Origin of the sequence: Pseudomonas sp. DSV-1 (assembly GCF_035830915.1) — a bacterium.
GTDB lineage: Bacteria > Pseudomonadota > Gammaproteobacteria > Pseudomonadales > Pseudomonadaceae > Aquipseudomonas.
On the sequence record NZ_JAYMYG010000001.1, the window covers coordinates 2,592,824 to 2,618,289 of the forward strand.

Annotated in this window: 14 protein-coding genes; 5 read left to right on the plus strand and 9 right to left on the minus strand. The window is 56.4% G+C overall.

The features are described 5' to 3' along the window. Positions 1-6: 6 nt before the first annotated feature. A complete protein-coding gene (locus VSQ83_RS12130; protein WP_133079489.1) occupies positions 7-918 on the plus strand; it encodes an SMP-30/gluconolactonase/LRE family protein in 912 nt (303 codons plus the stop codon). A 110-nt stretch (positions 919-1,028) separates the two neighbouring features. On the opposite strand, the gene VSQ83_RS12135 is transcribed toward VSQ83_RS12130, so the two are convergent. The 7 genes from VSQ83_RS12135 to VSQ83_RS12165 all read right to left on the minus strand — a co-directional run bounded on the left by VSQ83_RS12135 (position 1,029) and on the right by VSQ83_RS12165 (position 15,784). Then, positions 1,029-2,036, minus strand: a complete 1,008-nt coding sequence (locus VSQ83_RS12135; RefSeq protein ID WP_326426887.1) for a hypothetical protein — start codon at positions 2,034-2,036, stop codon at positions 1,029-1,031. A gap of 1,251 nt (positions 2,037-3,287) precedes the next feature. After that, on the minus strand, positions 3,288-3,641 hold the full coding sequence (locus VSQ83_RS12140) for a hypothetical protein (RefSeq protein ID WP_219261907.1): 354 nt from the start codon (positions 3,639-3,641) through the stop codon (positions 3,288-3,290). Positions 3,642-3,666: 25 nt separating this feature from the next. Beyond that, positions 3,667-10,839 (minus strand): hypothetical protein, encoded by a 7,173-nt coding sequence (locus VSQ83_RS12145; protein WP_326426888.1) that lies wholly within the window; start codon positions 10,837-10,839, stop codon positions 3,667-3,669. 14 nt (positions 10,840-10,853) lie between these two features. Then, positions 10,854-11,384: a hypothetical protein gene (locus VSQ83_RS12150; RefSeq protein ID WP_219261905.1), complete on the minus strand. Its 531-nt coding sequence runs from the start codon at positions 11,382-11,384 to the stop codon at positions 10,854-10,856. Further along, on the minus strand, positions 11,296-11,697 hold the full coding sequence (locus tag VSQ83_RS12155; protein WP_219261904.1) for a hypothetical protein: 402 nt from the start codon (positions 11,695-11,697) through the stop codon (positions 11,296-11,298). Before VSQ83_RS12155 ends, VSQ83_RS12150 begins: the two co-directional genes overlap by 89 nt. After that, positions 11,694-15,224 carry a hypothetical protein gene (locus VSQ83_RS12160; protein ID WP_326426889.1) on the minus strand — a complete coding sequence of 1,177 codons (3,531 nt, stop codon included), beginning with the start codon at positions 15,222-15,224 and terminating at the stop codon, positions 11,694-11,696. The genes VSQ83_RS12155 and VSQ83_RS12160 overlap by 4 nt, the downstream gene beginning before the upstream one ends. Positions 15,225-15,397: 173 nt before the next feature. Further along, positions 15,398-15,784, minus strand: a complete 387-nt coding sequence (locus VSQ83_RS12165) for a hypothetical protein (protein WP_219261902.1) — start codon at positions 15,782-15,784, stop codon at positions 15,398-15,400. Positions 15,785-17,295: 1,511 nt separating this feature from the next. On the opposite strand from VSQ83_RS12165, the gene VSQ83_RS12170 reads away from it, so the two are divergent. The 3 genes from VSQ83_RS12170 to VSQ83_RS12180 all read left to right on the plus strand — a co-directional run bounded on the left by VSQ83_RS12170 (position 17,296) and on the right by VSQ83_RS12180 (position 21,187). Beyond that, the gene (locus VSQ83_RS12170; RefSeq protein ID WP_326426890.1) at positions 17,296-17,721 is read left to right on the plus strand and encodes an N-acetyltransferase; all 426 of its coding nucleotides are present in this window, start codon (positions 17,296-17,298) and stop codon (positions 17,719-17,721) included. Between the two features lie 340 nt (positions 17,722-18,061). Beyond that, positions 18,062-18,544, plus strand: a complete 483-nt coding sequence (locus VSQ83_RS12175) for a cupin domain-containing protein (protein ID WP_326426891.1) — start codon at positions 18,062-18,064, stop codon at positions 18,542-18,544. A 222-nt stretch (positions 18,545-18,766) separates the two neighbouring features. Next, on the plus strand, positions 18,767-21,187 hold the full coding sequence (locus tag VSQ83_RS12180; protein WP_326426892.1) for a glucose/quinate/shikimate family membrane-bound PQQ-dependent dehydrogenase: 2,421 nt from the start codon (positions 18,767-18,769) through the stop codon (positions 21,185-21,187). Between the two features lie 87 nt (positions 21,188-21,274). On the opposite strand, the gene VSQ83_RS12185 is transcribed toward VSQ83_RS12180, so the two are convergent. Both VSQ83_RS12185 and VSQ83_RS12190 read right to left on the minus strand, forming a co-directional pair. Next, on the minus strand, positions 21,275-22,837 hold the full coding sequence (locus VSQ83_RS12185; RefSeq protein ID WP_133078094.1) for a TerC family protein: 1,563 nt from the start codon (positions 22,835-22,837) through the stop codon (positions 21,275-21,277). Positions 22,838-23,125: 288 nt separating this feature from the next. Further along, positions 23,126-23,998, minus strand: coding sequence for a LysR substrate-binding domain-containing protein (locus tag VSQ83_RS12190; protein ID WP_133078093.1), 873 nt, complete (start codon positions 23,996-23,998; stop codon positions 23,126-23,128). A 158-nt stretch (positions 23,999-24,156) separates the two neighbouring features. Between VSQ83_RS12190 and VSQ83_RS12195 the strand changes: the two genes are divergently transcribed. Next, on the plus strand, positions 24,157-25,458 hold the full coding sequence (locus tag VSQ83_RS12195) for an NAD(P)/FAD-dependent oxidoreductase (RefSeq protein ID WP_326426893.1): 1,302 nt from the start codon (positions 24,157-24,159) through the stop codon (positions 25,456-25,458). The last annotated feature ends 8 nt before the right edge of the window (positions 25,459-25,466 follow it).

Here is a 25,466-nt window from a genome sequence, read left to right on the forward strand (position 1 = left end):
ATTTCCATGTTTGAACCTCACTATGAATACATCGATGAACGCTTCCGCGCATTGACACTGCCCAACACTCAACTCGAGCAGCTCTATAACCAATGCCGCTGGGCCGAGGGGCCGGTCTGGTTTAACGACGGTGGTTACCTCTTGTGGAGTGACATTCCCAACCAGCGTATTTTGCGCTGGACGCCAGAGCAGGGCGTGTCGGTGTTTCGTCAAGACTCCAACTTCGCCAACGGCAATACCCGAGATCTTCAGGGCCGACTGGTCACCTGTGAACACGGCCCACGCCGCGTGACCCGCACTGAGCCGGACGGGTCGATCACGGTGATCGCGGATCGTTACCAGGGCAAACGCCTGAACTCACCGAACGACGTGGTGGTTCACCGTGACGGCGCCATCTGGTTTACTGACCCGACCTACGGAATCCTCACTGATTACGAAGGCTTCAAGGCTGAGCAGGAACAGCAGGGCCAGAATGTCTATCGGGTCGATCCGGTGACGGGTGAAGTCCAATGCGTGGCGGATGATTTCGTTCAGCCCAATGGCCTGGCGTTTTCGGCCGATGGCAAGACTCTGTACATTGCCGACTCGGCGCGCACACATGACCTTGCAGCCCCACATCACATTCGAGCGCTGGAGGTGATAGACCACTGTCGTTTGGGTCGTTCGCGGGTGTTCGCCGAGATCGAACCCGGGATCCCCGACGGCTTGCGCGTCGATGTACAAGGGAACGTGTGGACGAGCGCGGGTGACGGGATTCAATGCTTTGCTCCTGACGGCACATTACTGGGCAAGATCCTGCTGCCGGAGAAAGTCGCCAACCTCACGTTCGGCGGCCCACGTCGCAACCGCTTGTTTATCACCGCCAATACGTCGCTCTACATGATCCATGTGGCGGTGGCGGGCGCACAGATGCCGTGAAGGTGATCGCTCCCAAACACGACACAAACTGAGTTGCATCGGTATGAAAAAACCGCCCGGAGGGGGGCGGTTTTCTTCGACATTCAACTGATGAGGCCGTTTCTAGATTCTCAGGTGACGTATGAGATTAATTTGACGACTCCCAGTTCGAATCTGAAAAGCCAATCAATGACGGGTTGTGCCAAATTGCAATAGCTGTAGCTACAGTTAAATTGCTGTATTGCTGGCGTCAAGTGATAGTGGGTTTGTACGAATAAGGGAGTGACAAGCAAAGCAATAGCAACACCAGCCACTGCATAAGCCCTTATCTTCATCCAGCTTCCACCCGCCAACCCAAATACTTCACCTATGAACACCAAGACGCTTAAGATCAGACTAAAAATAGTCGTGGCCAACACAATAGGCACAACGACAGTATTCTTTATTCTTCGCAAATCGTAGTGGGCAGTATCAAATTTCCTTACAAAGCCTTCATATATCCAGTTGTCTTTGGGCAGCCCCCATGGCTGCTGCTTGACTTGCGCATCAACTGCATCATTGAAGTACAGAGCCATAAGGTCTTTGCCTCTGACCTTGTCCCCTGTCACGAAAAGGGGATCTTCAACCAAATAAAACATATTGACACTGAATAGCCTCGACTCAATTGTTCGAATGTTATCGCCGGAATATTCAGGGATGAGTACGTTCTTATAGTCATTGTCGCGCCACGCAAGACGTTGCACATAATAGGTGGAAATAGCGCGCTTGGCGGCGGCGGGGTACTTATCAACTAAAGAAGTGCCAATATGAGATACCACAGCGTTCTGGACGTTCCCCAAAACAAATCCAGATATTATGGCAGTAGCGATTATTGAATACAGGGTCTTTTCCAAATTAAACCTTAATTTAGACGCTACATAGGCGGCAATCACAGCGCCAAGAATCGAAAAGGTTACAAAGCCACCCAAGTCTGATTTCTTGGACACTGACTGGCTCCAGTCATACATCCTTAGACTGAGCAACTCCTCGACGCCAGAGACAGCAGAGTGATCGCTAAGTGTGTGGATCAAGTGCAAATTAATAAACATACCGAAAAGTGCAGCAGCTGAAATTATAATTTTTGGCAGGGTTTTGATCATGCAATCCCAATCCTTAGTGATCGACTTAAATAGCGTGCTTATGGACTGAGAGATTCTAGCAAGAATTGGCAGGTTTAGATAAGTTTCAGTAAGGAGAGATGCAGCGGTGGCTGTTGAACAGTGAACGGGCGTACGGGACAATAGATGAGGAAGCTGTTCATCGATTTATATTCACAAGACTTCCGACGTGTCGCACTACGGCTTCCGCTTTGGAGGTTAGATAAATCCAAAATAGGCTGCAGGCTTACCGCGAGAAATTTGCTTCGCTGGGCTCGTATCTACTATGCACTGTACGAAAAGTAGTGTCTTAAACACCGCCGCCAGCAAGCCAACGTGACAATCGCCGAGAAAGTGTTCTTTAGACTGCGAGAGCTATGTGCATCGAGGCAGCGGCGCCATCGAACGCTTCCGCCCCTAGCTGGCATGAGGAAAGCGACCATCGCGCACATGCCGCTCTATGGCGTCAGCTCTCGGCTGAGCTCAGCAGGACTTCATGGGAATTCCCGAGACCCATCGTGGATGAGCGTGAGGATGAACCTGCAACTTATGAGGCTGCTGCACCTACCGAGCGGATTGATACCGAGACCAAGGAGGGCATGGACTCCTACCTGACGAAAGCCCAATACGTTACGCGGCTTGAGATCAAAAACTTTGGGCCCATCGACCAGCTGGATCTCAACCTAGAAGCACCCGGCGCGTCGAGCGCGCCCTGTTACAGTTGCCGCCGCAGGTCATGCGGCGGAATTTAAGGTGTTCAGCCAAAGATATTCAGTTAATGACCTCACAAGGTTTTGTCGATGTGATGTACTTCGCACAAGCCTTATTCACCTTGCCACGAAGTGTCTCCCTCGCGGCGTTCTTTGCTGCCGTGCACGCGGCGTGGTCTGTTCCGGGAGCCGACCCAGTGGCGCTAGCTCCGCGGTCACTGGAAGGACAGTCGCCTGTAGCTTGCGACGATACGATCGCTGTCCCGATACTCTTGCCGCGAGCCTTGGCTGTATCGGTTTCGGCAGCGTGGCTTGTAGAGATTAATCCAGCCATGATTATTGCGGTAGCCAAGACGCTTGAGATTTTCAACATATACGATCCCTCATGTTGTGTGAGTGCAATGAGTCTAACTTTTCATAGGTGTCACTGTGTTGCCTGGTATGGGGGCTACTCACATAGCGCAAACTATTACATAACTGAGTTACTGGCGATTTAGTGAGTTGCCTCCAAAATACTGTCTGGCGTCGCTGAAGCCCTCCAGGACTAGCTTGTAAAAGTTGATACAACTTCACCTCGTGTTGTTAGCAGTACCGCCATGTTTCTAAACACATACAGGATCAGATCGTCGTTGATCGAGATGTCAGGAGAGATGGTGATAGTGCAATTCATTTCCCCTGTTTCGGGTGGAATGTAGTCAGCGAAACTTGCGCAAAAAGGATTGTCTCCAAATGCAAACGAACTAGGTGGGTCCGGATAGAGTGAGCGTCCCACGAGCACGAAATAGGGTGTGCTAGTAATCGGGTTCATCTTGCGGGCCGGCATGTCGATTAGTGCGCCGTTGACGAAATATTTCGCCACAGAACTGCTGATGTTCGCTATGTAAACTTGTCCTGTCATTGGAGCCCCCACTAACTTGTCCAAATCACGGTTTCGGCCACCAGCCATTCGGCACCTGGATGTCCAGCGACGGTGCGAATACGATCGGTACCTGAGTGCCGTCCACGTTGGCGAAGAGTGTCACGTCGAAACGCAGTAGGGCATTTGCGGTGCATGGCTGCATGATCTCAAACCACCGGGCACAGTCATCTGCTAGTTTTCTGGCCAACACCTCCAACGTGATGGAGCCTTCAGATAACCCATCAGCCGCTTCGGTCGTGAGTTGAAGATCGTTGGCTAAAAGGATCGGCAGGTCGCTCCATAGCCCGGTTTTCCCCTCGGGGGCTGCCGCAACCTGGTAGCTGTGCGTGATGGTGATTTTCAGCAGACGATCCTTGGCAGCGGCTCTGGTGGCCTCGGCAAGCGGCGTCAGCGCGCTGACGATCGCTCCCACCAGCGACGGACCTGAGTCGAATGTAGCGCTTGGCATCGTGATGATTGGAACCACCGGCGAGGCGAATGAAACGTGTGGAGTTTGGTAGACCAGAGCTCGGTTGGTCTGGGCACCACCAGCACCGGCAAGATTCGCGTTGCGCACGATCCACCACTTCGACAGTGCGGTTTGCCGCGTTGCAATGTCGAGGTCCTCCCATACTAATTCGAGGGAGCCTGGAGCCGTATCGGATAGCTCCGTGTATGGGTAGCTCGTGACGAACCAGCAAGTTGTACCATCGGGCGCGTCATTTCCTGCAGGCGAAACTGCGCCATGAGCCTGGCCATTAATGGTCGGCCACATGATGGACGCACCGTCGCATTGATCGCCAACCCACGTCCCGCTGGCGAACAATTGCAAGGATTTCTGTTCGTCGAACGCGTGAATGAAATTAAGCACATAGTCCGTGCTTGACTGTGCCAGCGGTGTTTCGTCGCTGATTGCGGAGTGAGGTCCCTTGCCTGATAGACCTCGCAAAGCCGCCCATGAACAAGTGACGACTGAGATTTGATCGAGCAGTGCACTGATTACCTGTCGTGGTGTTGGCTTGCCTGGCTGCGTACCAATGCCCACTTGTTGCAGGGCGACTACGGCGGGCCTCAAAACCGGCCAGGCTGCCATGAATGATGCCAGCGCTTCGTACACCGCTTCTATTGTGCCGAGCTCCGATGCAGACGAAAAAAGCTGCTGGTTACTGAGCGGCTGGTTGTAGGTCAACTTCATCCATAATTCGTCCTGCGCCTCCTTTTCAGCCAACACCAGGCTCGTGGAGTAGTTCCATTGCAGCACTGCAGCGCCCGAGTGAAGGACGGTGACTGGTTTCGTCTGCTCGGCACGTTGTGTCAGTAGGACTGGAGAGGCGGGAAACTTGCGAACTGGTACTGGCGCATCGATTATCCCCAGCGGCAAGGCCAATGGGTCTTGCGTTAAATCGAGAACGAAGCGTAGCCACTCGGATGGGGTATACCCATAGGCTGACTCCGCTTCCTCGATTAGATGCTCGACAAAGCGCGCAGAGTACGTGAGGTCCAGATGCAGGTTGGCATCTTCACCAGCATGCGCCGCAGTCAACAGGAAGTTGAGAAGACTGGGTTGCGACGCAGTACTTGTCACGATCGGTAGCTTGGCGCTGGTAATGCTGCAGGCGGATGCAGGTGTGGCGGCGGGCTCGCCGGCTGTTAGGCTGCCAAAGAAGCGCGGGGGCACAGATCCGACCCCCGCAGTATTTACCACCGTCACGTCAGCCGGCATCTGTACGACAGCAGAAACCGAGTAGGCAGTGGAAAGGGCGGTCAACACGCTTTGTTCGTATTGATCCTGGGCAGCGCTGAGGTCACCGCTCGGTAATAACGGGAATACCGGTCCGACTCCCTTTGCCAAGGCCTTGGCCAGTGTTGCTTTGTACCCCATAAGTGTCTGGTAGTCGCTACCGTCAAGAGCGGCTATTACGATGCAGTTGGCCGGGGCGAGAATTTCATCGACGGCGGATAAGAAGCTCTGCGCCCATGCGTCAATATCGACACCGCTGAACGTCTGTCGGGTGTAAGTGGGCGTTAGAGTATCGAGATCATAGACCGGCACCTGCGCGGGGCCATCCATAAGCTTGTTATTGAGTGGTAGCAGTGTGAAGTAGCTCGCCTGGTTTTGCCGAAAATCTACGTCTATACCGTGAGTTTTACTCCAGCGCATGCACCACAGCGATGCGCCGCCATTGCCGGTCGCCGAGCTCTGCGAGTCAGTGCGCACTGCGAGCCTAGCCATACCGTTGGCGCCGTCGAATCCTATGAAACAGGCCTCGAACTGTTTGGCGAACCAGTCGAGACCGACGTCCTCGACAGGCGTTCCACCATCAGCCGTTGCGCGCTTTTGCGCACGAACGGTCCCTCCAGCCGGAGGGTCAAGATCGGCAGCGACGGGCATTGCCACCATTACTGCGCCAGGCATGCCGGTGCGTGCCATCTCGTCCACCAGATCGGCGGGCCGCTCGAAAGTGAGCGTGACCGTCACAGCAAACAGGTCGTCGCTGCGGTTTGCGAGGTCGGTCTTGTCGAATGGCAGTTGCAATACCAGGGGCACAGACTCTGCGGCGCCTCCGGCAAGTGCGGTATTGAGTTCCTCGATTACCCTATTTGCGAACATAGCGAGCGCGTTCTTGATGACATCCCCATCACCGATCTTCCCGCCGTTCGAGGGCAGGACCGTTTGCGTAATGGTCACTGTCGTATGCGGGTCCGCCAGTTGGGCGGCCACGGTTGCATAGCGGCCCAACGCGGTACTGATCTGCTGCTTGGCACGGTCTTCAGCGGTTGCCACGGCGCCGGGGCTCAACCCATACACGCGCACGTGAGCCAATGCTGGATCGGTGCGGATCACAAGCGCCGAGTCGAAATGTACCGATAACTCCAGCTGGTCTTTTTCAAATCGATAGGCGCAGCGCACGCCTGGCCATTCCATCGGAGCAATTAGCGCATCGTTGTAACGCACCGGGAAACTGATTGTGAATGTGTCGGCTGCACTATTAAGTGCGTTACCGAACACATCGTTGACCCGCAACGTCAGTGCTGGCTCTCCGCCGACGGCCGCGTAGGGGAGCGCCGTGTCTCCGACTTTTGCGCCCTTGGCTACGAAGCGATAGGCAGGCACTACCTGCCGGTAAGTCTGGCTGCTGGCGTCGAAGCCCGCGGGTCTCGTGTTTCCGTATGCATCGGGGTCGGCGCTGTCAGTCGAGGGGCTCAGTGCGACACTCCACAACGAGGTGTCAAATGGCACCGCACTGCCGGCAGCTGCGCCATCGACTCGAAATTGCATCAAATGGTAGAGCGCGGCGATCCAGTCGGCGTCATACAGCGTGCCGGACTCGCGTGTGAGCATCGTATTCGCGAACGACCAGCCGGCCTCGAAGCCTATGCAGCCAGGCGGATAGGATGGCTGGTACTGCAGGAGCGGATTGCCTGCTGCGTCAGCGATGCCGATGTAGAGCGTACCGTCCACGCTGGCTTGCGGCGTGAACGCGAATGCATTGTGCCAAGGTTGGAACGTGTTTGACTCTGGGAAACTCACGAGCAGTGTGAGGGTGGCTGTGTCACCGTTCGGAATCCCATCAATCGGAGCCGGCTGCCCCTTGGGCGTGAAGATACGTACGGGAAGTGGCTGGCCGGTTGCATCGGCGTACCGCATAAAATAGCCGCCAGATTGGGTAACACTGACTTCCCAAATCATCTGAAGCAGGGCTTCTATGCGTTTTAAGTTTTCCGATGTGTCGGGGTGATCAGGATCAGGGAATAACGTGGAAACCGGGCCCAACGTGTCGTCGCTCACGCGCAGCATACTCTCCCGCATCTGCAGGTTGGCCAGGGAAGGTTCGCTGCTGGTCGACAGGTTGGTTTTTGCGAGCAGTACAGGCTGTGTGGCCAACGAAAGCACGCCAGACTGAAAGCCCGTGGTGTCGGCGTTATACAGCACAGAGACGGTCGCCCCCACCAGCGAGTTTGCGCTGAGCAGCGCGTGGATGCGTTCACGGGTCTCGTTGTCTGAACCGCCGACACGGTAAATATCGGTGTAGTAGGGGTTTACCGGGCCGCCGCCAGAGTCAACGCTCCCGGCTTCAGCACGGTTAACCACGGAGATTGGCACCTGAATCATCAGGGCCGGTATAATTTTTTGGGTTCCGGCCGAGTCGCGGGTTTGCGGACGACCGGTCTGGACCGTAAGTGTGAGCGGCGCACCGGCATACTGCCGAAGCAGGGCAGGAGGGAGCGGCACCAAGAAGCGCGCTTCCTCCTGGCACTGCCACGGAAGGCGCTCCCGAATGGCGTACCAGATTGCTTCGCTGCGCACCGCTGGAATCGGCGCAATACTGATATCAGGCGATGCGGCGAGGAGTTTGCTGCGGCGATGCCAGATCGGCCGTGGCACCGGGGGTACGGCCTCCACCGGCAGGGTGGAGGTGACACTGCTGTCACCATTGGCGAACTTAACCGGAACCTTAAAAACCGGGCCCTGCGAGGCTGGTGCGAGTGAGAGGGTCGCCGTGAGGGAGGCGGGCTGCGCGCCGTTTGTCGTGGTAACGGTGAACTGTTGCCCGTTGAGTGCATAGCCTGCGCCGATGTCAAGCGTCGCCAGGTCAACCTTTGTAAAATCGGCCGGGGTGGTAGCGGGGTCAGGGATACGCATCCCGTTCATCAGGTAGCGTGAGCTCAGTCCACCTAATGTTCGTACCAACGCGTCGTCTGGTAGTGCGCTTGGGGAACCGCCAGACCGTTCGCTATCCGCGAGGCTGCTCGCCATTTGACGGCAGATCAACAGAAAGTAGTCTCCGAAGATGTAGTGTGTCAGCGACGGACCCTTCGGCGAATCTGCATTCGCGGTACCAAAGCGAAGCGCGCCACGGCTGTCCGGGTTATCGGTAAGCATGCTGAGCGAAAGCTGTGCGAAGTATGCTTCGACGACCTGGCGGTAATCCGCGTAGGTACGAGCATGATCAGCGAACACGACGGGCGTATCGTTCCCGGCCCAGGTCATTTGTAGGCAATCGAACATGGGGAACAGCGCCCAATCCCCTACAGCCGTGCCTAGATCGACTGGGTTAAGCGTGAAATTCACCTCAGTGCACAGGCAGTGCTCCAGTTTCGTGTCCCAATCTGCGGGCGTCAGACCACGACCCTGGCCAAGGTTTGACACCACATCGATCCAACTGCCTTTGTTGTTTGACCAGGTGCGCAGAAGCCAGGTCGCCAGCGTGGTCAGCAGTGTATCGAGTGCAGTTGTAGTATTCGGCGCGTCGGACCCAGGTGCGCTGATGATCAGCGTGGCAATGCCAACTGCACTGCCAGCGTCTCCGGCGTAGACCACCGATGGTTGAAGCAGGAATGATAGCGCCACTTCGGCAGGTCCGGCAGTGGCGGTGGGACTCCATGCTGGCTGGCCAGCCGAAGCGGCGTCGCTGACCAGGCGGGCGCGATGTTCAAGCAAGCTGCGCTCGTGGTGTTCGATTCCGCGATGTGCCCAGTCGTTCATGCCATGGAAGGCCGGGTTGAGCGGGCCATTTAGACTTGCGGTGGCTTTGCCGCCAGAGATTTCGAAGCTAGTTGATATCGTGGTGTGGAAGCCCACCGAGATGGTAATAAAGAAGATTTTGATGCGTGCTTCGGCATCCACGCGCGCGGTTATGTTGATGATCGTGCCGTATTCGGTTTCGAACGCGATGCCGGCCACGACTGACAATCTCACAAGTACCGATAGCTTGACGACGGCGAGGTCGACCTCGCCCTGCAATTGACCGACGATGCCGACTGTCGCGGCAAACCAATAATAATCGGGAGTTCTTGAGACAGAGCTGCCTGCGGCATCCCGCCACGCGAGAATACCCTGGAATGTACCCTGCGCAGTCAGCGACAGCGAAGCCGAAAAAGGCCCCGCGTTTATTGATCGTCCAACCCCGAACCACATCGCGAGGCCGAATGTCACGATAGGGTTGTAGGCTACAACGTCCTTGACCGCCGCCGAACCGATTGCCTTGAGAGCCATTGTTGCGCTTGTCGGGTTGTCGCCGCTTCGAAGTTTTCCGAAGTAGAAACCGCAGCCACCGGTGAAGATGTAAACCTGCAAGCCGATTGACTCCGAACCAAGCGGCCAGCCAACGCTGACCTTGAAGTCTCCGTTCGTGTATATCCAAATTTTGAACGAGGGCAGGGTGAGCGCCACAGCGCCGAGGTTGATTTGACGGTACTTGGTGGGCATCGTCAGTGCGCCATAATAGACGCCTAGATGCGGACCGAGTTTCTGGTACAAGATCTCGAAAAGCAGCCCCTCAAACTGATCGAGCGAGCATGTAATCTCCAACCCATAGAGTACGGGATCATTGAAGACAGCCCGGATTTCCCAGCCGCGCACGAGCAGGTGCGCAGCAACGAACCAGTCACGCGACGGGTCGTAATACTTACCGAATCCTTCGAGCAGTTTGCGGGGGTCGTTGGTGATGAACACCGATTCAAGTTCGTTGAACATCTCTTTGATTGGATCATCCTTCGTCAAGTCCGCGGTCGGCCCAAATCGCTGTCCGAGGCCGAGATATTTCACCTGGAAGTTGCTGGTGCCCTGTGAGGGAATTGGAAACGGATAACTAACTACAGACGTCTTCTTGTCTTCATCTTCCTGCAGGCCGGCCAACACTCTGCCAGGAAACCCGCGGTGTAATTGGCCAGCCTCAAGGCGTTGCAGCTTTTTGAACGACTCCTGTTCGGAGAACTGAACCCGGGCGCTCACGTCAAGACCACCTTTCGACTTGTCGTAACCAACGATCAGGTCGTAGACCGTGAAGTTGGGCTCAACGGTGATAGGGCCATAGTTGCCACCAAGTTTAATGCCGTAATCGCCCTTTTCGAAGAGCTTCACAACCAGTTGTACCGCCGTTTCTTCGCCGATTGAAACCGTCAGATAAGGAGCGATCTCTACAGCAAAGATCTTGCTCCAGGGCAGCGAAGAGCTCAGATGTGCGATCTGCTTCAAGGCATCGATGCCCAACATCTTTGCAATTCGCTCAATGAGCGTGCGCAGGCTGATAGGCTGCTGCGTCGATTGCGGCCCCAACACGAATTGTGTGGGGCCGTCGCCGACTGCAAAGCCGAACTGCAGGCCATAACCTGCCGCATTGGCACCAGCAGCCGCAACATCGAATGATGAAGGCAACTGGAGGGTGGCTTGTACATCTAGCGTGAATCGCGTCATGGGCAGGGCTCGTGTCAGCCGTTTGATTTCGATTTCGGTGATTCGTTGGTTGCACCGAATACCGCGCCTTGGATGGACAATACGCCGGGAATCAGATCAATCCCCTCACCGTCCGGCCAGATTGCCGACATGGCCAGGGTGAACAATTTGTTCTGATCTTTGGATGCTGTACCCGGCACCTTTATATGGAACTGTTCAACCGCAACGTCTAGCGTTGCAAGCTTTCCGATTATCTTGTCGAGCGGTGCTGGCAGTTGATCGGCACTTGGAATATTCACTCCGAACTGCTTGTTAAACCAGGCCGTGAAGTCGTTGAGCGTACCGAGGTCGACGGGCTCCGGTAGCGTGAAGTCGATGCCTTCAGTCTTCATCTTGGAGATGTCGTCTGTTGACACCGGCACCATCGTCCCGTGGAGATCAAAGTTGAGGCCAAAGACTAGTTTCGTAGCGGGTGGATCATCCTTTACCAGGGCGACCGGGCGGTTTGCTGGCGGTTTGCTTGCGGGCGCTTTTGTTTGTGGTGATTTTGCTGACGGCTTGCTCATGCTTGTTTCTCCTTGCCTTAACGCTACGGTGGGTGATGTAACCGATGGGCAACGCCTGGGCGTCGCTGGTGAGAACCTGCGCGTCGACGGCTCCTTCCAGGATCTCTGTTAGCGGATAGGCCGTGCTGCCGTTCGCGATGTAAAGCACGCCGGATACCGGGTCCTTCTGCACAGTGATGGCAACCGCCCACAGCCCGGCGAGAGGCGAGTCAACCGGCACCTTGATCGGTAGGCTCCAGCCGTAGAAGTCGTTGAGTGCCCTCATCAGGGCACGGATACTGCGTGCGGCGAGTATGGGATCGTCGAGTTTCATGACGTCTGCGTGGCTGCAAGACTCCAACCCAGATTGCCGCCGCCAGGATTTCTGGCGTCCGCAAACAGGATGAAATCGGTGAGAACCTTCGGCGGAAGCGTGATACCAAACACACTCAGTGCCACGTTGTTGAACATCAGCACATAAGCGGGCCCTTCATTTGTTTTCACCAGCCCAAGGTTGGCCGCTGAGAATGTGGTTTTCAGTAGGCCCTGCAGATTGAATCCGAATGCGCCTGCGGTGACCTGCGGAAGCAGTACAAACAGCGCAGCGCCATCGTCGTCGGGCGTGTAGGTGCTAGGTCCCCAGGCGACGATGAGGGACGCGTCGAGCGTGGCGTGCGCATCCGCCAACGCTCCAAGGGAGCCCAGCGGCAGTGAAAATTGCAGTGCGTATTGCGGCTTCGAAGCGATATACGCCACCTGGGTCTTGATCGTATTGACGCCACCGGCGACGGATGAACCCGCATTGGGTATGGCCACTACTGGCACACTCGTCTCGACTCCAGTCAGCATCGGCACCTGAACAGGCAGCGCTCCGAGCGCACTAATGTCGAGTCCGGCCTCGTTATGCAGGATGGCCTGGAGCTTAAGCGGCAGCATGCGCGCCAGTGCACCCGTGCGTAGTCCGTTGCGATCGTCAGCGGCCATGAGCTCGGATAGGTCAGGCGCGATTTGAGGTGGGCCGATACGCGCGCCTTCCGCATTGAGGCTGCAGGTGATTTTGAACGCGAGGTTGCTCAGCTCAACACCAGCGTTTCCCGCACCGTACGAGTACAGGTCGAGCCCCTCCACACCGGGAAAGGGATTTGCTGCGAAGGTGAGCGTACCGCTTAAGGCAAAACGCGAGGCAATCACGGTGTCGGTATTCACGGACGTGTCCCGAGATGTGTCGTGCGTTGAGACCGGTACAAGCGTTGCGCCGTTGATCAGTAGGCTATCGATCACGCGGATGTGTGAGCCGTCAGGATTGAACTCGAATCTGCCATGCTCCCCGTCGTTGAACGTGACTGTGCCGACGTCGCCACGCTTCTGATAACGGCCCGCCACTACCACTGTGTTCGGTACCATCCCTCGGTTGGGAGTTGATCCCCCAAGCTTTACCTCACGGCCGAACAGCCTTTGGATTGTCATGCCGACCCGGCAGTGGAACTGGGTGACGATCGACTTGTTGATCGCGACTGCAAGTTCCTGAACAACGAATGCGTAGTCTGTTTGGTTATCCCCAGAGGGCGATGATTGGGTGTCTTTCGTGTGGTGGTAGATTACGCCGAACAAGGAGCTTTCGAGTATCTCTGGTTCGTGGTCCGCGCCGTCGCCAATTCGGTTGGTTTGTACGCCGAAGTGGTGGGCGGTTAACTGTCCATCGATGCCGGCCAACAGCATCTGCAGATCTTCCGGCATACCGTTGCCGTTAATCGGTGCGTTGAATGCAAGCATACCGGTCCAGGAAGGGTCCATAGCCCGGATGCGGAAGTCGGAGAACGGATCGTCGGTATCGCGACGCGCACTTTGCGCAATGTTCAGGGCCTCTTGCAGCTTGAGCTGTGCGTACCTCACGCTTGCGGGGTTGCCGATAAAATAGTCGGTATCTGCCCAACCTTCTGGTGCACTGATCAGATCGGCGAGGCTCTGCGTGGTTGCATACTTGAATACCAGAACAGTGTCTCGGCCGGTGGTTGCGCCTGGCGCGCGCGCAATTTCGAAGTTAAAGCCGGCGACCTCGATCAAGCGACTGATGTACGGGAATCGCTCCCAATCGTTGACGACAAGAAACAGTTGTTCGCGCATTAGCGTGCTTGCCAGATGCGCGTCCACCACACCGGTTGCCTGATCTGCGTCGAACGACAGCGTCTGCTCGCCGTAGCGTGCAAGTACCAGCGAACGCCATGTGCCGATCTCTGGAATTGCAGTGCCCTTGAGCTCCGACAAGAACGCGGCCGTGTTGGTTTGAACCAACATTCCCTGCGGTGTTGCGGTGCGGGCACCTGGCAATTGCGTGCCCTGTTCGCTGATGAAAAGGGGAGAGGCAGGTGCGCTGCCACGAATCAGAGAGCCACGGAGGCAGGCAATCACCTGTTTTTCGTAGCTGGTCAAGCATGCGCCATCTTGAACGTCGCAATCGGCCAGCGCGAAAACGCCACCGTAGAACACCATCGGAAATGCTTCAGAGCTATTATCGTCGGCCGTTGGTGACTCAAGCGTCGAGACCAGAGATGACACGGCCGATGGGTAGTACATATCTATGGCCACCGCTCCGCGGCCAAAACTCACCGAAGCGCCCGGTTGCGCATAATAACCGCGCGTTGCTGGTGTCGACCCCGGGCGAATGCGTACCCAGGATGTCGAATAAGGTCCTTCGAGAACCGGTCTGGTCTCGTCCCCCAAGGTCAACGGTTGCCGGCTGAGGTGGGTTGTGCCAAACGATCTCGAACACCCCGGCATCGAAGGAAGGAACTCGATGACATCACCACTTGCAACACGCAGATACTCGGTACCGAGCATGCCGCACGATAGCTTTGCCATGCCGCGCGGCACTGTCAGCAGGAACGGCCCCAATGGCGCGAGATAGGCCGCAGGTGAGTTGCCACTGCCGGGCCGTGCCGCTGGATAGAGCCCTGCCCGCGCCCCGGTCTTCGGAGCAATCGGGACCATCGTAACGAGTTCGCCCGTTACGGTTCGGGCGACTGTCGACACCAGCTCGTCAAGTGGTTGCGACTGAAACAGGAAGCGAGTTCGCGCACCATCAAGCGGGGCGAGCGGGTCCATCTCACAGTCGAAGGCGAGCAACGGCCAGTCGCTTTGGGGCAGGGGGGGCAAGACAGGATAGCGCAGTTGCTTGAATCCTTGCGTCTGCGGATCCACGTAAAAATAGCGCAACTCTCCCCCCGGAAAACCATCGGCTTGTGGGTCATCCGCGAACACCCCGAATAAATCGTATGCATCCCAAAGTGATGTATAACTCAACAGTCCAGGAGAGGCCGGGTCAAACGATAGGGATACCGTGAAGTTGTCTGGTACCAGTGGCGTACCCTGATCGCCATGACGACGCAGTCCAATACCGCTGCCGGCGAAACTGGCTTTTCCAACGTCCGGGAGCAGCTTCAATGGCGTACCGCTCGGCAGGAACAATTCGACATGACCGAACGGAAGAACGCCGTTGGAGCTTCCGACTTTTCCGCTGTCTGGTGACATCTGCAGCAGAGGTACCTTAACGTAGGCCCATTGCTGTGGCGGGGTTTGGATCAGCCACGCCACGCCTCGTACGGTGTGGTAAGGCTCATTGATCCCGAGCGCCACCACGATAGAGGACGGGTTAAGCGGCTCTGATTGTGACGCGGAATAAAACAGGAAGTACCCCGACTGCTGCCAAGCCTGCAACAGCGTTAACTCGGAAGGAGCAAGGTCAGGACCGCCCGGCAACAGCAGGAAGCCCATCCGGACAGCAGATGGACATACTGTCGAATACAGCGCGAAGCCGTCGACGTACGCAATTTTCGTGAAGATCAGGTCAGTTTTCCGTTCCATCGGATACACGATCTCCGTCGAGCTGATACCGCATCAAACCCTGTGTGCTAAAGCGAAGCGGTTGCCTGAAACGGCATCGCTTTCGATCTGCATGAGCAAATGGCGTCTTCAATCACCCTGCCGTGGGCAGTGCACCGCGATTAGGTGATCGCGGCGCACGGTTATCTGGGCCGTCAGTGTTGAGCGGCTTGAGCGCTCAAACTGGTGGTGATCGAGGTGATTTTGAGCACGACTCCACGCGCCGTAAGCAGGATCGCTTGGTTCTGCGTGAGATACAGAATCAGGTCGTCATCGAGGCTCGTATCGACTGGGATATTGACCGTGGTATTACCGGTTCGGCTGGCCCATGGGAAAACTAGCACGTTGTCGCCGTAAGAGAATACGGCCGTGTTATCCGTCGAGGGATACTTCGAGCGCTTCACGCTCAGTGCCGATGGAGTGTATAGCGGCGGGTTGGTGCCAGTTGACCAGCCTGCGATGGGGCCTGCGTCGTTGTTGGCGATTAGCAGTTTTGAGATAGTTTCGTTGTAGCTGTTGAAAACAGTGACCTTGCCTACCATGAGATGCTCCTTGCGTTAATAAGCGGGCCTGATTGGCAGTCCGCTTGCCAAAAAACTGATTGAAATCAACCGCAACTTGGACACTAAAGAGCTCAAGGTTGGCGAAGCACACTAATTTGGTATTCCTCGTGAGAGGCCTGCGTGCCGTCTGTGACCAAGTATGCCCAGTGTAATGAGGAACCCTAGGCTAGCAATTCAGTGATGGCAAATTAAAATCAAAAAAACTTCAGTGGTATGGCTCTCGAGTGGAGATGCCTAAAGCATGTCCTCGAACTGGGTTCGAATGCGGCGCTTTGAACGATTAAATCTAGACCAACATGCGTCCTTGGCAGATAGCCAATGTTATTAGTAATAACGCATATGTCACTCGCTGAAATATAAACAGACGAACAAAGCTGTTGCCGTCATCAGCAATGCGTTTTTCCTACGAGTCGATAATCGACATGTTGGATTTTTTCCCAGTCATTCCCCTCATTGAACGCCCCAAATACATTCGAGATATTTTCGCCGCATTGTACGCAGTCCGATTACGAGAGTCGGCGATTCCCAATGCAGGGACTAACTCGGCTCCCACTTGACTTGCTTTCTGATACATTTTTGACGTCTTCAACTTATGCGATAAGGAATATCGCTCGTTACCTTATTAGTAACTCGCTATGAATATAAAATCCCGATTGAGAGTCGGATGCATCCTGTCCAATCGATTGACTCGGCATCTCCCGGGGCAAGGGTAAGGGTAAGGGTTCGAAGCAGAGGGGCGGTGATCTTGTTCATCCCTTCAAAGGAAGACTTGTCGGCGGCTTCCACGAGCCTGGAAAGCAGGAGGCGTTGTTCCTGTGAACGTCGGAACTGATTGCGCAACTGCAATCGTTCCGGGAACGGATTCTCCTCGGCGCCCGGGCGAACCAGCGTGCGAACGATCCGAAGTTGCGTATCTGTCAGGCTGCGGTAACGAGTGCGGTCGGGAGAAACCCAGCTCCCGGCTTTTAGCATAGGTGTAGAAAGCCTGGATCGCATGCAGGTGCTCTGAGGCAGTGTTGTATGCACGATGTCTGAGCTTGAGCTTGAGCTAGACGTAGATGAATGGCACTAGCTTGGGCAATGGCGCCGCTAGACTGACGAGAAACGACACTGAATCAGCTTCATTGGCAGCCACCTCATTCAATGACTCGCCATGAACACAAAGTACATGGCCCGTTGAGAGAGTGGACGCCAATAGCGGGTTTGTCTAATCAGTGCTTTACGAGCCTCATGAACATTTCTAACATGGCATCTGATTTAACATAATATACATTATGCGTAATTATGACTGGGGGTATCAGGGTCAGCGCTGGTCAGATTTCAAGCTTGAAAATACGCCACAGGGCCAATCCAGTCCCATCGATCATTTCAACCATCTCTCGAGCTTTGTCATGCAGGTTGCCTGGATCAATGCATGGCCATTGGTTTGCTGCATAATCCCCAGCTTTGCACTGCACGAGTCTGCGCACAAACCCCAATGGAATGGACACATGATACGAGCATTTGAACATCGCGATATGGAACGGGTTCTGGACATCTGGCTAAGCGCATCCATCAAGGCCCATGACTTTATCGACGCTTCCTACTGGCAATCGCATTTAGAGGCGATGCGTGACGTTTACATCCCGGCTTCTGAGACCTATGTGATTGAAGACCAATCCCGGGTTCTGGGGTTTTGTTGTCTGCTGGGCAATCAACTGGCAGCGCTGTTTGTCGATCCCGACCAGCAAGGCAAAGGCCTGGGCAAGCAATTGCTCGGGCATGTAAAAAGCCTGCGCGATGAGCTGACACTGGCTGTTTACAAGGAGAATTCGCCCAGTTTCGCCTTTTATCAGTCCCAGGGCTTTGGGGTGGTCAAGGAGCAGATTGACGAGCAAACAGGGCGTAGTGAGTACCTGATGGCGTACAAAGCCTGAACCGAGAACCTTGAAATGGGCTCTGCGGTCTGTTTTCCCGCCGTTTTATTCGCTCCGGAGACCGTTTCAAGCCCGGTAAACATGGCTGCCACATAAGAGGCCAGTCCATGTATTTTCCGCCTGCCAAGCCCTGGCACCACTACCCCAAACATAACCAAATAGAATAACTAAACTAAAGAACTATTTAGTATAGTTATAAATAACCCCTGTTTATGCCTCTTTCCCTCACCTCCGTCCAGCTCAAGGCGCCTCCAGAAACCCGGCGCTTGTACTGATTGCACAGGCCAGGAGCAACTATGCTTTGGCTTTGCCACTGCCCGCTGAGCGTGAGGGATGCAAAATGACTCGCCCCACTGAGCCTGATCCGATCTATGCGCTCGATACCCCAGAGCGAACCCGCCCCAGCAATTACCCGCAGCCCTTCGCTTCCCTGATGCTGGGCCGTTCCAAGCGACCCTTGGGAGATCTGTTCAATCTGAAAAATTTTGGCGTGAATCTCATCCACCTTCCCCCGGGGAGCCTTTCGGCGCTTCATCATTCGCACTCGCAGCAGGATGAATTTATCTATGTGCTGGGAGGTCATCCCACCCTGCTTCGAGGGGATGACACGCTGCAACTGGCCCCGGGGATGGTCGCAGGCTTTCCCGCCAAAGGCCTTGCCCACCATCTGGAGAACAGGACGGACGCCGTCTGCGTCATTCTTGAAGTCGGCGACCGCAGCCCAGGCGATTGCGTGACCTACCCCTCTGACGATCTGCAGGCCATTACGCAGGCTGATGGCAAATGGCATTTCGCCCATAAAGATGGCACCCCCTACCCGTGAGGGCACTGACAATTTGTCGCAGGGCCGTGTTTTTGTTAAAGTTAGGAAACTAACTGTTTAGTACATAACTATTTCGACTTTTCCTCGCTCTGTTGACTCGCCCTGCATGGGCCACGACGACGTGAAGAAACTCCGAACGCGCCTGCTCCTGCCCTGCAAGTCGCTACAGTTAAACGCTATACCCTCCTCCCAACCGTTCATGCATCAATAGGGTCATGAAAAATGATTAATTCCCAACCTTCGGCAGCTGTAAGCCGTTGGCCCATCTGGGTCGCCGCTCTCGGTGTGCTTGTTTTCGGATTGCTCTATGTAGCCGGCGGCGGTTACCTCGCCACGCTGGGTGGCAGCCTGTACTTCCTGCTCGCAGGCCTGGGGATGGTTGCCTCGTCCATTCTCCTGTTCAAAAAGCGCCTTGCAGGTGCCTGGCTGTTCGCCGCCGTCATGGTTGCCAGTGTGATCTGGGCAGTGGTCGACGCCGGACTGGTGTTCTGGCCGCTGGTTTCACGCCTGTTCGCCCTCGCGGTACTGAGCCTGGTCGTGGCGCTGGTTTACCCGACTCTGCGCAAGGCCAACGGACTCAACGGCAACGCCGGCTACGCGCTCGGCGCAGTGCTGGCTGTGGCCATCGTTGCCGGTGCCTGGGGGATGTTTCAGCCACACGCTTCGGTCGCACCAACCGGCAACGGTCCCGGCCTGACCAAGGTTGATCCGGACAAGGCCCAGAAAGACTGGGCACATTACGGTAACGACGAGGGCGGCAGCCGCTTCGCGGCACTGGACCAGATCAACCGCAGCAACGTGTCCAAACTGGTTCCGGCCTGGACTTACCAGACCGGCGACGTGGCCATCAGCAACGGTAACGGTGCGGAAGATCAAATGACCCCGCTGCAAGTGGGCGACAAGGTTTTCATCTGCACACCGCACAACAACCTCATTGCCCTGGACGCCGACACGGGTAAAGAGCTGTGGAAAAACAACATCAATGCACAGGCAGCCGTCTGGCAGCGTTGCCGTGGCCTGGCCTATTTTGACGCCACTGGCGCCGTCACCCAGCCTACCGATGGCAGCACTCCGGCAGCGGCCGTCAGCGTTGCCCCCGGTGCTGCGTGCCAGCGTCGGCTGTTGACCAATACCATCGATGCACGCCTGATTGCTGTGGACGCGGATACCGGCCAGTTCTGCCCGGACTTCGGCACCAATGGCCAGGTTGATCTCAAAAACGGGCTGGGCAATGTGCCTGACTCCTACTACCAGCTGTCGTCAGCGCCGTTGATGGCTGGCACCACAGTGGTGGTGGGCGGCCGTGTTGCCGATAACGTGCAAACCGACATGCCAGGCGGCGTTATCCGCGGTTTCGACGTGATCACGGGCGCCATGCGCTGGGCTTTTGATCCGGGCAATCCAGAAGACAAACACGCCCCGGCCGACGGCAAGACCTACGTTCGCAGCACACCTAACAGCTGGGCACCGATGTCCTACGACCCGCTGATGAACACCGTGTTTTTGCCGATGGGCAGTTCGTCCACCGATATCTACGGCGTGGAACGTACCGCTCTGAATCACAAGTACGGCGCATCCGTATTGGCGCTTAACGCGACTACCGGTGAAGAAAAATGGGTATACCAGACCGTCCACAATGACCTGTGGGACTTCGATCTGCCGATGCAGCCAAGCTTGATCGACTTTGCCAAGCCAGATGGCAGCAAGGTGCCTGCCCTGGTGATCGGTACCAAGGCCGGTCAGATTTTTGTGCTGGATCGTCACACGGGTCAGCCGCTGACCAAAGTCGAAGAAGTTGCGGTCAAGCCGTCGAACATCCCTGATGAGCCCTACTCGCTGACTCAACCTAAGTCCGTGGGCATGCCTCAGATCGGCGCGCAGACACTGACTGAATCTGACATGTGGGGTGCCACCCCCTTCGACCAGATGCTGTGCCGTATCTCGTTCAAGAAAATGCGTTACGAAGGCCTGTACACCGCGCCAGGCACTGACGTGTCGCTGAGCTTCCCGGGGTCACTGGGTGGCATGAACTGGGGCAGCCTGTCGACTGACCCGGTACACGGCTTTATCTTCGTCAACGATATGCGTCTGGGCTTGTGGGTTCAGATGGTGCCGCAACAAAAAGACGCCAAGGCTTCTTCCGGCGGTGAAGCACTGAACACCGGGATGGGCGCAGTACCGCTCAAGGGCACGCCTTATGCCGTGAACAAGAACCGATTCCTGTCGGTGGCAGGCATTCCGTGCCAGGCACCGCCTTTCGGGACGCTGACGGCCATCGACATGAAGACCCAGAAAATCGCCTGGCAAGTGCCGGTCGGCACCGTTCAGGACACCGGCCCGCTGGGGATCAAAATGGGTCTGCAACTGCCAATCGGCATGCCGACGCTGGGCGGTACGCTGTCCACTCAAGGTGGCCTGGTGTTTATCGCCGGGACCCAGGACTACTACTTGCGCGCCTTTAACTCGGCCAACGGTGAAGAAGCCTGGAAAGCCCGCCTGCCAGTCGGCAGCCAGGGCGGCCCGATGACATTTGTATCGCCTAAAACAGGCAAGCAATACATCGTCATCACCGCCGGTGGTGCACGCCAGTCGCCTGATCGTGGCGATTACGTGATCGCTTACGCGCTGCCTGACAGCCAGTAAACACTACCCTTGTGGGATGCAGTACCTCGGTCTGACTGACCGAGGTATTGCCATCGCGGGCAAGCCCGGCTCCCACAGGTGCCATGTTTAAGCCAAAACCTCTGCAGGCTTGCTCAGCAACACCCGCGTCACTCGACGCTCTTCTACCTCGACCACAGTCATGGTCCAGCCTTCCCACTCCAGCTTGTCGCCAATCATCGGCAGGCGATCCAGCAAACTCATGACCATCCCGGCTATTGTCTGATAGTCATCCGTAGCCTTGGCCGCAAAGCCGATGTGCTGACGGATCTGGCTCAGGTTCAATGCACCACTGACCAGGTAACCATCCTCGCGGGCAACGATATTGGGCCCTTCGATCTCGCTGGCATCCGGCAGTTCGCCGGCAATGGACTCCAGAATGTCGGTCATGGTCAACAGGCCGATAAAGTCACCGAACTCGTTGATGACGAACGCAATGTGCGTCGACTCTTTGCGCATCTGCTCCAGAGCATTGAGTATCGTGAAACTGTCCAGCAGGTTGATGGCCTTGCGGGCCATGGCTTCCAGATCAGGTTCGTGACCTGCCAACAGCTCTTTGAGCAATTCCTTTTTATGAATAAAGCCCAGCGGCTCGTCAACCCGGCCTTCGCGGATCAGCGGCAGTCGAGAGTACGACGAGTGCATCAGCGTCGTACGAATGGTGTCTGCTGAATCCGCGAGGTCGATATGATCGATCTCGGCCCGAGGCGTCATCACGGTACGAATCGGGCGCTCTGCCAGTTGCAGTACGCCACTGATCATCACGCGTTCGCGTCGGTGGAAAACTTCCTTGTCTTCGCCGCCTTCAAGCATGTCAGCAATGTCTTCGCCCACTTCATCTGCATTCAAGGTACGACCGCCCAGCAAACGCAAGACTGCATGAGCCGTACGCTCGCGCATCGGGCGCAGACCCTGCACGCTTTTCTTGCGACGCGCACGGGCAATCTGGTTCAGCACTTCGATCAGGATCGAGAAGCCGATGGCTGCATACAGGTAGCCCTTGGGAATGTGGAAGCCCAGGCCTTCGGCGGTCAGGCTGAAGCCGATCATCATCAGGAAGCCCAGACACAGCATGATCACTGTCGGATGACTGTTGACGAATTTGGTCAGGGGTTTGCTGGCAATGATCATCAAGCCGATCGAGAACACCACCGCGATCATCATCACCGACAGGTGTTCAACCATGCCCACAGCAGTCACTACGGCATCCAGGGAGAACACGGCATCGAGCACCACAATCTGCGCCACGATCGGCCAGAACATGGCGTAGCCCATGTTTGATGTACGTTCGGCCACATGCCCTTCCAGTCGTTCATGCAATTCCATCGTCGCCTTGAACAACAGGAACAGACCACCGAACAGCATGATCAGGTCGCGACCCGAGAACGATTTGTCGAATACTTCAAACAACGGCGCCGTCAGCGTGACGATCCACGAGATGCTGGCCAGCAGGCCCAGGCGCATCACCAGTGCAAGGGTAAGACCGATCACCCGGGCACGGTCGCGCTGCTCCGGCGGCAACTTGTCCGCCAGGATGGCGATAAACACCAGGTTATCAATGCCCAGTACCAGTTCCAGCACAATCAACGTCAACAGGCCGAGCCAGGCCGTGGGATCTGCAATCCATTCCATAGGTATCAGTCAATCTCACGAAGGTTCAGGGTTAACGACGAGCGCGCACGGGCAAGCGTAGCAGCGGATGTGCTATCGCAAAACGGAGGGCTGGAGAAAGGTAAAGCGCGCTCGACAGAGGTGATCAAGCGAAGAAGGGGCGCAGGCTCAGAGCTGCGACTGGGTGGTTCCTGTAGGGCGTTCATACAAACCTGTATTGAATTGGGGAGGCAATCCTACAGCGATTTATAAATATTCCTGCGAGAAGACTTATTACAAAATTTAACAAGTCTCCCCCCTCTTCCATTATCACTCGGCCTGTCGGGCAAACCATTGCAGCACTTCGGAACACGCCGGATGGGAGTTCGCCGACGGCTGCAGGCACAGCGAATAGTTGCCACCGGTCTTTAACGGCTCGCCGAACGGGACAATCAACACCCCGCGCTGAATGGACTCTGCCGCCAGGGTCATGTCGGTCACCGCCACACCCAGGCCCCGCGCTGCGGCATCCAGTGCCAGCTCGTCGAGATTGAACGGAATATGCCTGTAGGCCTGCAGCGATTTGCCTCCGTTCGCTGCCAGCCAGTCAATCCAGGCTTGCTGGTCGGCCGAGCGATGCAACAGCGCAAAGTGCACAAGCTGCTCCATCGACGTCAGCGGGCCCAGGCCCGGCGCACACACTGGCACCAGTGCTTCGTCAAAGAGCGCCATACAGGCCGGATCGTTCGAAGGCCGTGCCAGATAAAGGATATAGGCGTCACTGTCACTGGCCGGTTCGACAATTTCGGTCGCGACCGTCTCAATCGACAAGGCGATATCCGGATGCTGCAGGTAAAAGTCGCTCAGCTTTGGCAGTAACCAGCGAACGGCCAGCGAAACATGCATGCGAATTCGAAAGGGCCGTTTTTGCGGCGAAATCCGGTCTTCGAGCACTTTCAATTGCTCAAGAATACTGCGGGCACTGGCCAGTACCTGCTCCCCTTCCCCTGTCATGCGAACGTTGCGGCTGGTTCGGGCAAACAGTGCAACACCGAAATGCGCTTCAAGTTGCTGAATCTTGCGGCTGACAGCACTTTGAGTCAGGCACAGGGTTTGCGCGGCCTGAGTGAAGCTGCCCGAGTCTGCAACCTCGACCAGCGCCTGCAATCCCTGGAGCGAGGGTACGTGACGGATTTTATCCATGCGTTTTCAGAATCAATCAATGAATTTATAACGTTGGATATATCACCTGTCACCGCCTAAATTCAAGCTATAGAGAGCGCTACCCGCTAGCAGTCATGCGATTAGTGCATGCATTAACGCCAGGGTGCGGTCAGAACAACAGTCAAACGAGGTGAACCGTGAAAAATGAATGTGGCTGGATTGCGCTCGCAGGGAGCTCCCCTTGCCGTGATCACCTCAAAGGCTCAGAGAAAGCCGACTGGCTCATTATCGGTGCCGGCATCACCGGCCTGAGTGCGGCCCATTCACTGGCTGAACTGCACCCAGAGGCACGCATTGTGATTGTCGACAGGCAACGGGCGGCCCAGGGCGCTTCGGCGCGTAACTCCGGATATGCCGTGGCCCACGAAAATCCGGGCGACGATGAGCTGATCGGCAAAAGCGGGTTTGCAGGGTTTGCAGTGGACTCATCCATTGGCCAGGCAGCGGGTGAAGAAGTGCGCATGCGCATTGCACGCCACGGCATCGAGTGCGAGTACCGGGACTCGGGTTACTACTTCGCCGTCAATGACCCGCGCAAGCTGAACCATGTCGAAGCCAAACTCAACACCCTGAGCGCTGTGGGCGCGTCTGCGCAGTTTCTGGAAGGCGCGCAACTGGCACAAAAGCTCGGCACCCGGCATTACCAGGCCGCGATCTGGTGCGGCAATGGCAATGCCTTGCTGCAGCCCGCCAAGTACGTGAAAGGCCTGCTGGATTCATTGCCGGCCAATGTCACCCTGTTTGAAAACACCGAGATCACCGGTCTTGAGCGCCTCAGTGGCGGGCGGATTCGAGCCGCAGGCACGCAGGGCAGCATCGAGGCTACCCGGGTGCTGGTGTGCCTGAATGCATTTATCCCCCGAGCCGGAATCGACAACAGCGCGACCTTCCCGATGGAACTGAGCGCCAGCCTGACCCGCCCGCTGACGGACACGGAATACCAGGCCATCGGCAGTGTTGAGCCTTGGGGTGTGCTCTCGACCCGTCCGTTGGGCGCCACGGTACGACTGACCCCGGATCGCCGGGTGATGATCCGCAACACGGCGGAATACCGGACCCGGGATTTATCCGACAGTGATCTGATTCAGCGTCGCAAGCACCACGTACTGGGCCTGCAGCGTCGCTTCCCCGGACTCGGCGAGCAAGACATTCACTACACCTGGACCGGCCACCTGAGCGCTACACGCAGCGGCCAGCCTTACTTTGCCAAGGTCGAAGAAGGGGTTTATGCCGTGGCCGGATGCAATGGCTCCGGCGTTGCCCGCGGCACTCTGTGGGGGCGCCTGCTCGCCGAAATGGCATCTGGCGCCAGCTCTGCGCTGCTGCAGTCGGTCATGGACAGAGCCCAGCCAGGCTGGCTTCCACCCCGCCCGTTCTTCGATATCGGTGCAGTGCTGCGAATGCGCATGGAAGCGGTCAGGGCCAAAACAGAAATCTGAAACTTTCA

Bases quoted from the DNA above. Each gene is read 5' to 3' on its own strand.
- VSQ83_RS12185 (WP_133078094.1), bottom strand. From the start codon at position 22,837: ATGGAATGGATTGCAGATCCCACGGCCTGGCTCGGCCTGTTGACGTTG.
- VSQ83_RS12180 (WP_326426892.1), top strand. From the start codon at position 18,767: ATGATTAATTCCCAACCTTCGGCAGCTGTAAGCCGTTGGCCCATCTGG.
- VSQ83_RS12130 (WP_133079489.1), top strand. From the start codon at position 7: ATGTTTGAACCTCACTATGAATACATCGATGAACGCTTCCGCGCATTG.
- VSQ83_RS12135 (WP_326426887.1), bottom strand. From the start codon at position 2,036: ATGATCAAAACCCTGCCAAAAATTATAATTTCAGCTGCTGCACTTTTC.
- VSQ83_RS12175 (WP_326426891.1), top strand. From the start codon at position 18,062: ATGACTCGCCCCACTGAGCCTGATCCGATCTATGCGCTCGATACCCCA.
- VSQ83_RS12190 (WP_133078093.1), bottom strand. From the start codon at position 23,998: ATGGATAAAATCCGTCACGTACCCTCGCTCCAGGGATTGCAGGCGCTG.
- VSQ83_RS12160 (WP_326426889.1), bottom strand. From the start codon at position 15,224: ATGGAACGGAAAACTGACCTGATCTTCACGAAAATTGCGTACGTCGAC.
- VSQ83_RS12155 (WP_219261904.1), bottom strand. From the start codon at position 11,697: ATGAAACTCGACGATCCCATACTCGCCGCACGCAGTATCCGTGCCCTG.
- VSQ83_RS12150 (WP_219261905.1), bottom strand. From the start codon at position 11,384: ATGAGCAAGCCGTCAGCAAAATCACCACAAACAAAAGCGCCCGCAAGC.
- VSQ83_RS12165 (WP_219261902.1), bottom strand. From the start codon at position 15,784: ATGGTAGGCAAGGTCACTGTTTTCAACAGCTACAACGAAACTATCTCA.
- VSQ83_RS12140 (WP_219261907.1), bottom strand. From the start codon at position 3,641: ATGACAGGACAAGTTTACATAGCGAACATCAGCAGTTCTGTGGCGAAA.
- VSQ83_RS12170 (WP_326426890.1), top strand. From the start codon at position 17,296: ATGATACGAGCATTTGAACATCGCGATATGGAACGGGTTCTGGACATC.
- VSQ83_RS12145 (WP_326426888.1), bottom strand. From the start codon at position 10,839: ATGACGCGATTCACGCTAGATGTACAAGCCACCCTCCAGTTGCCTTCA.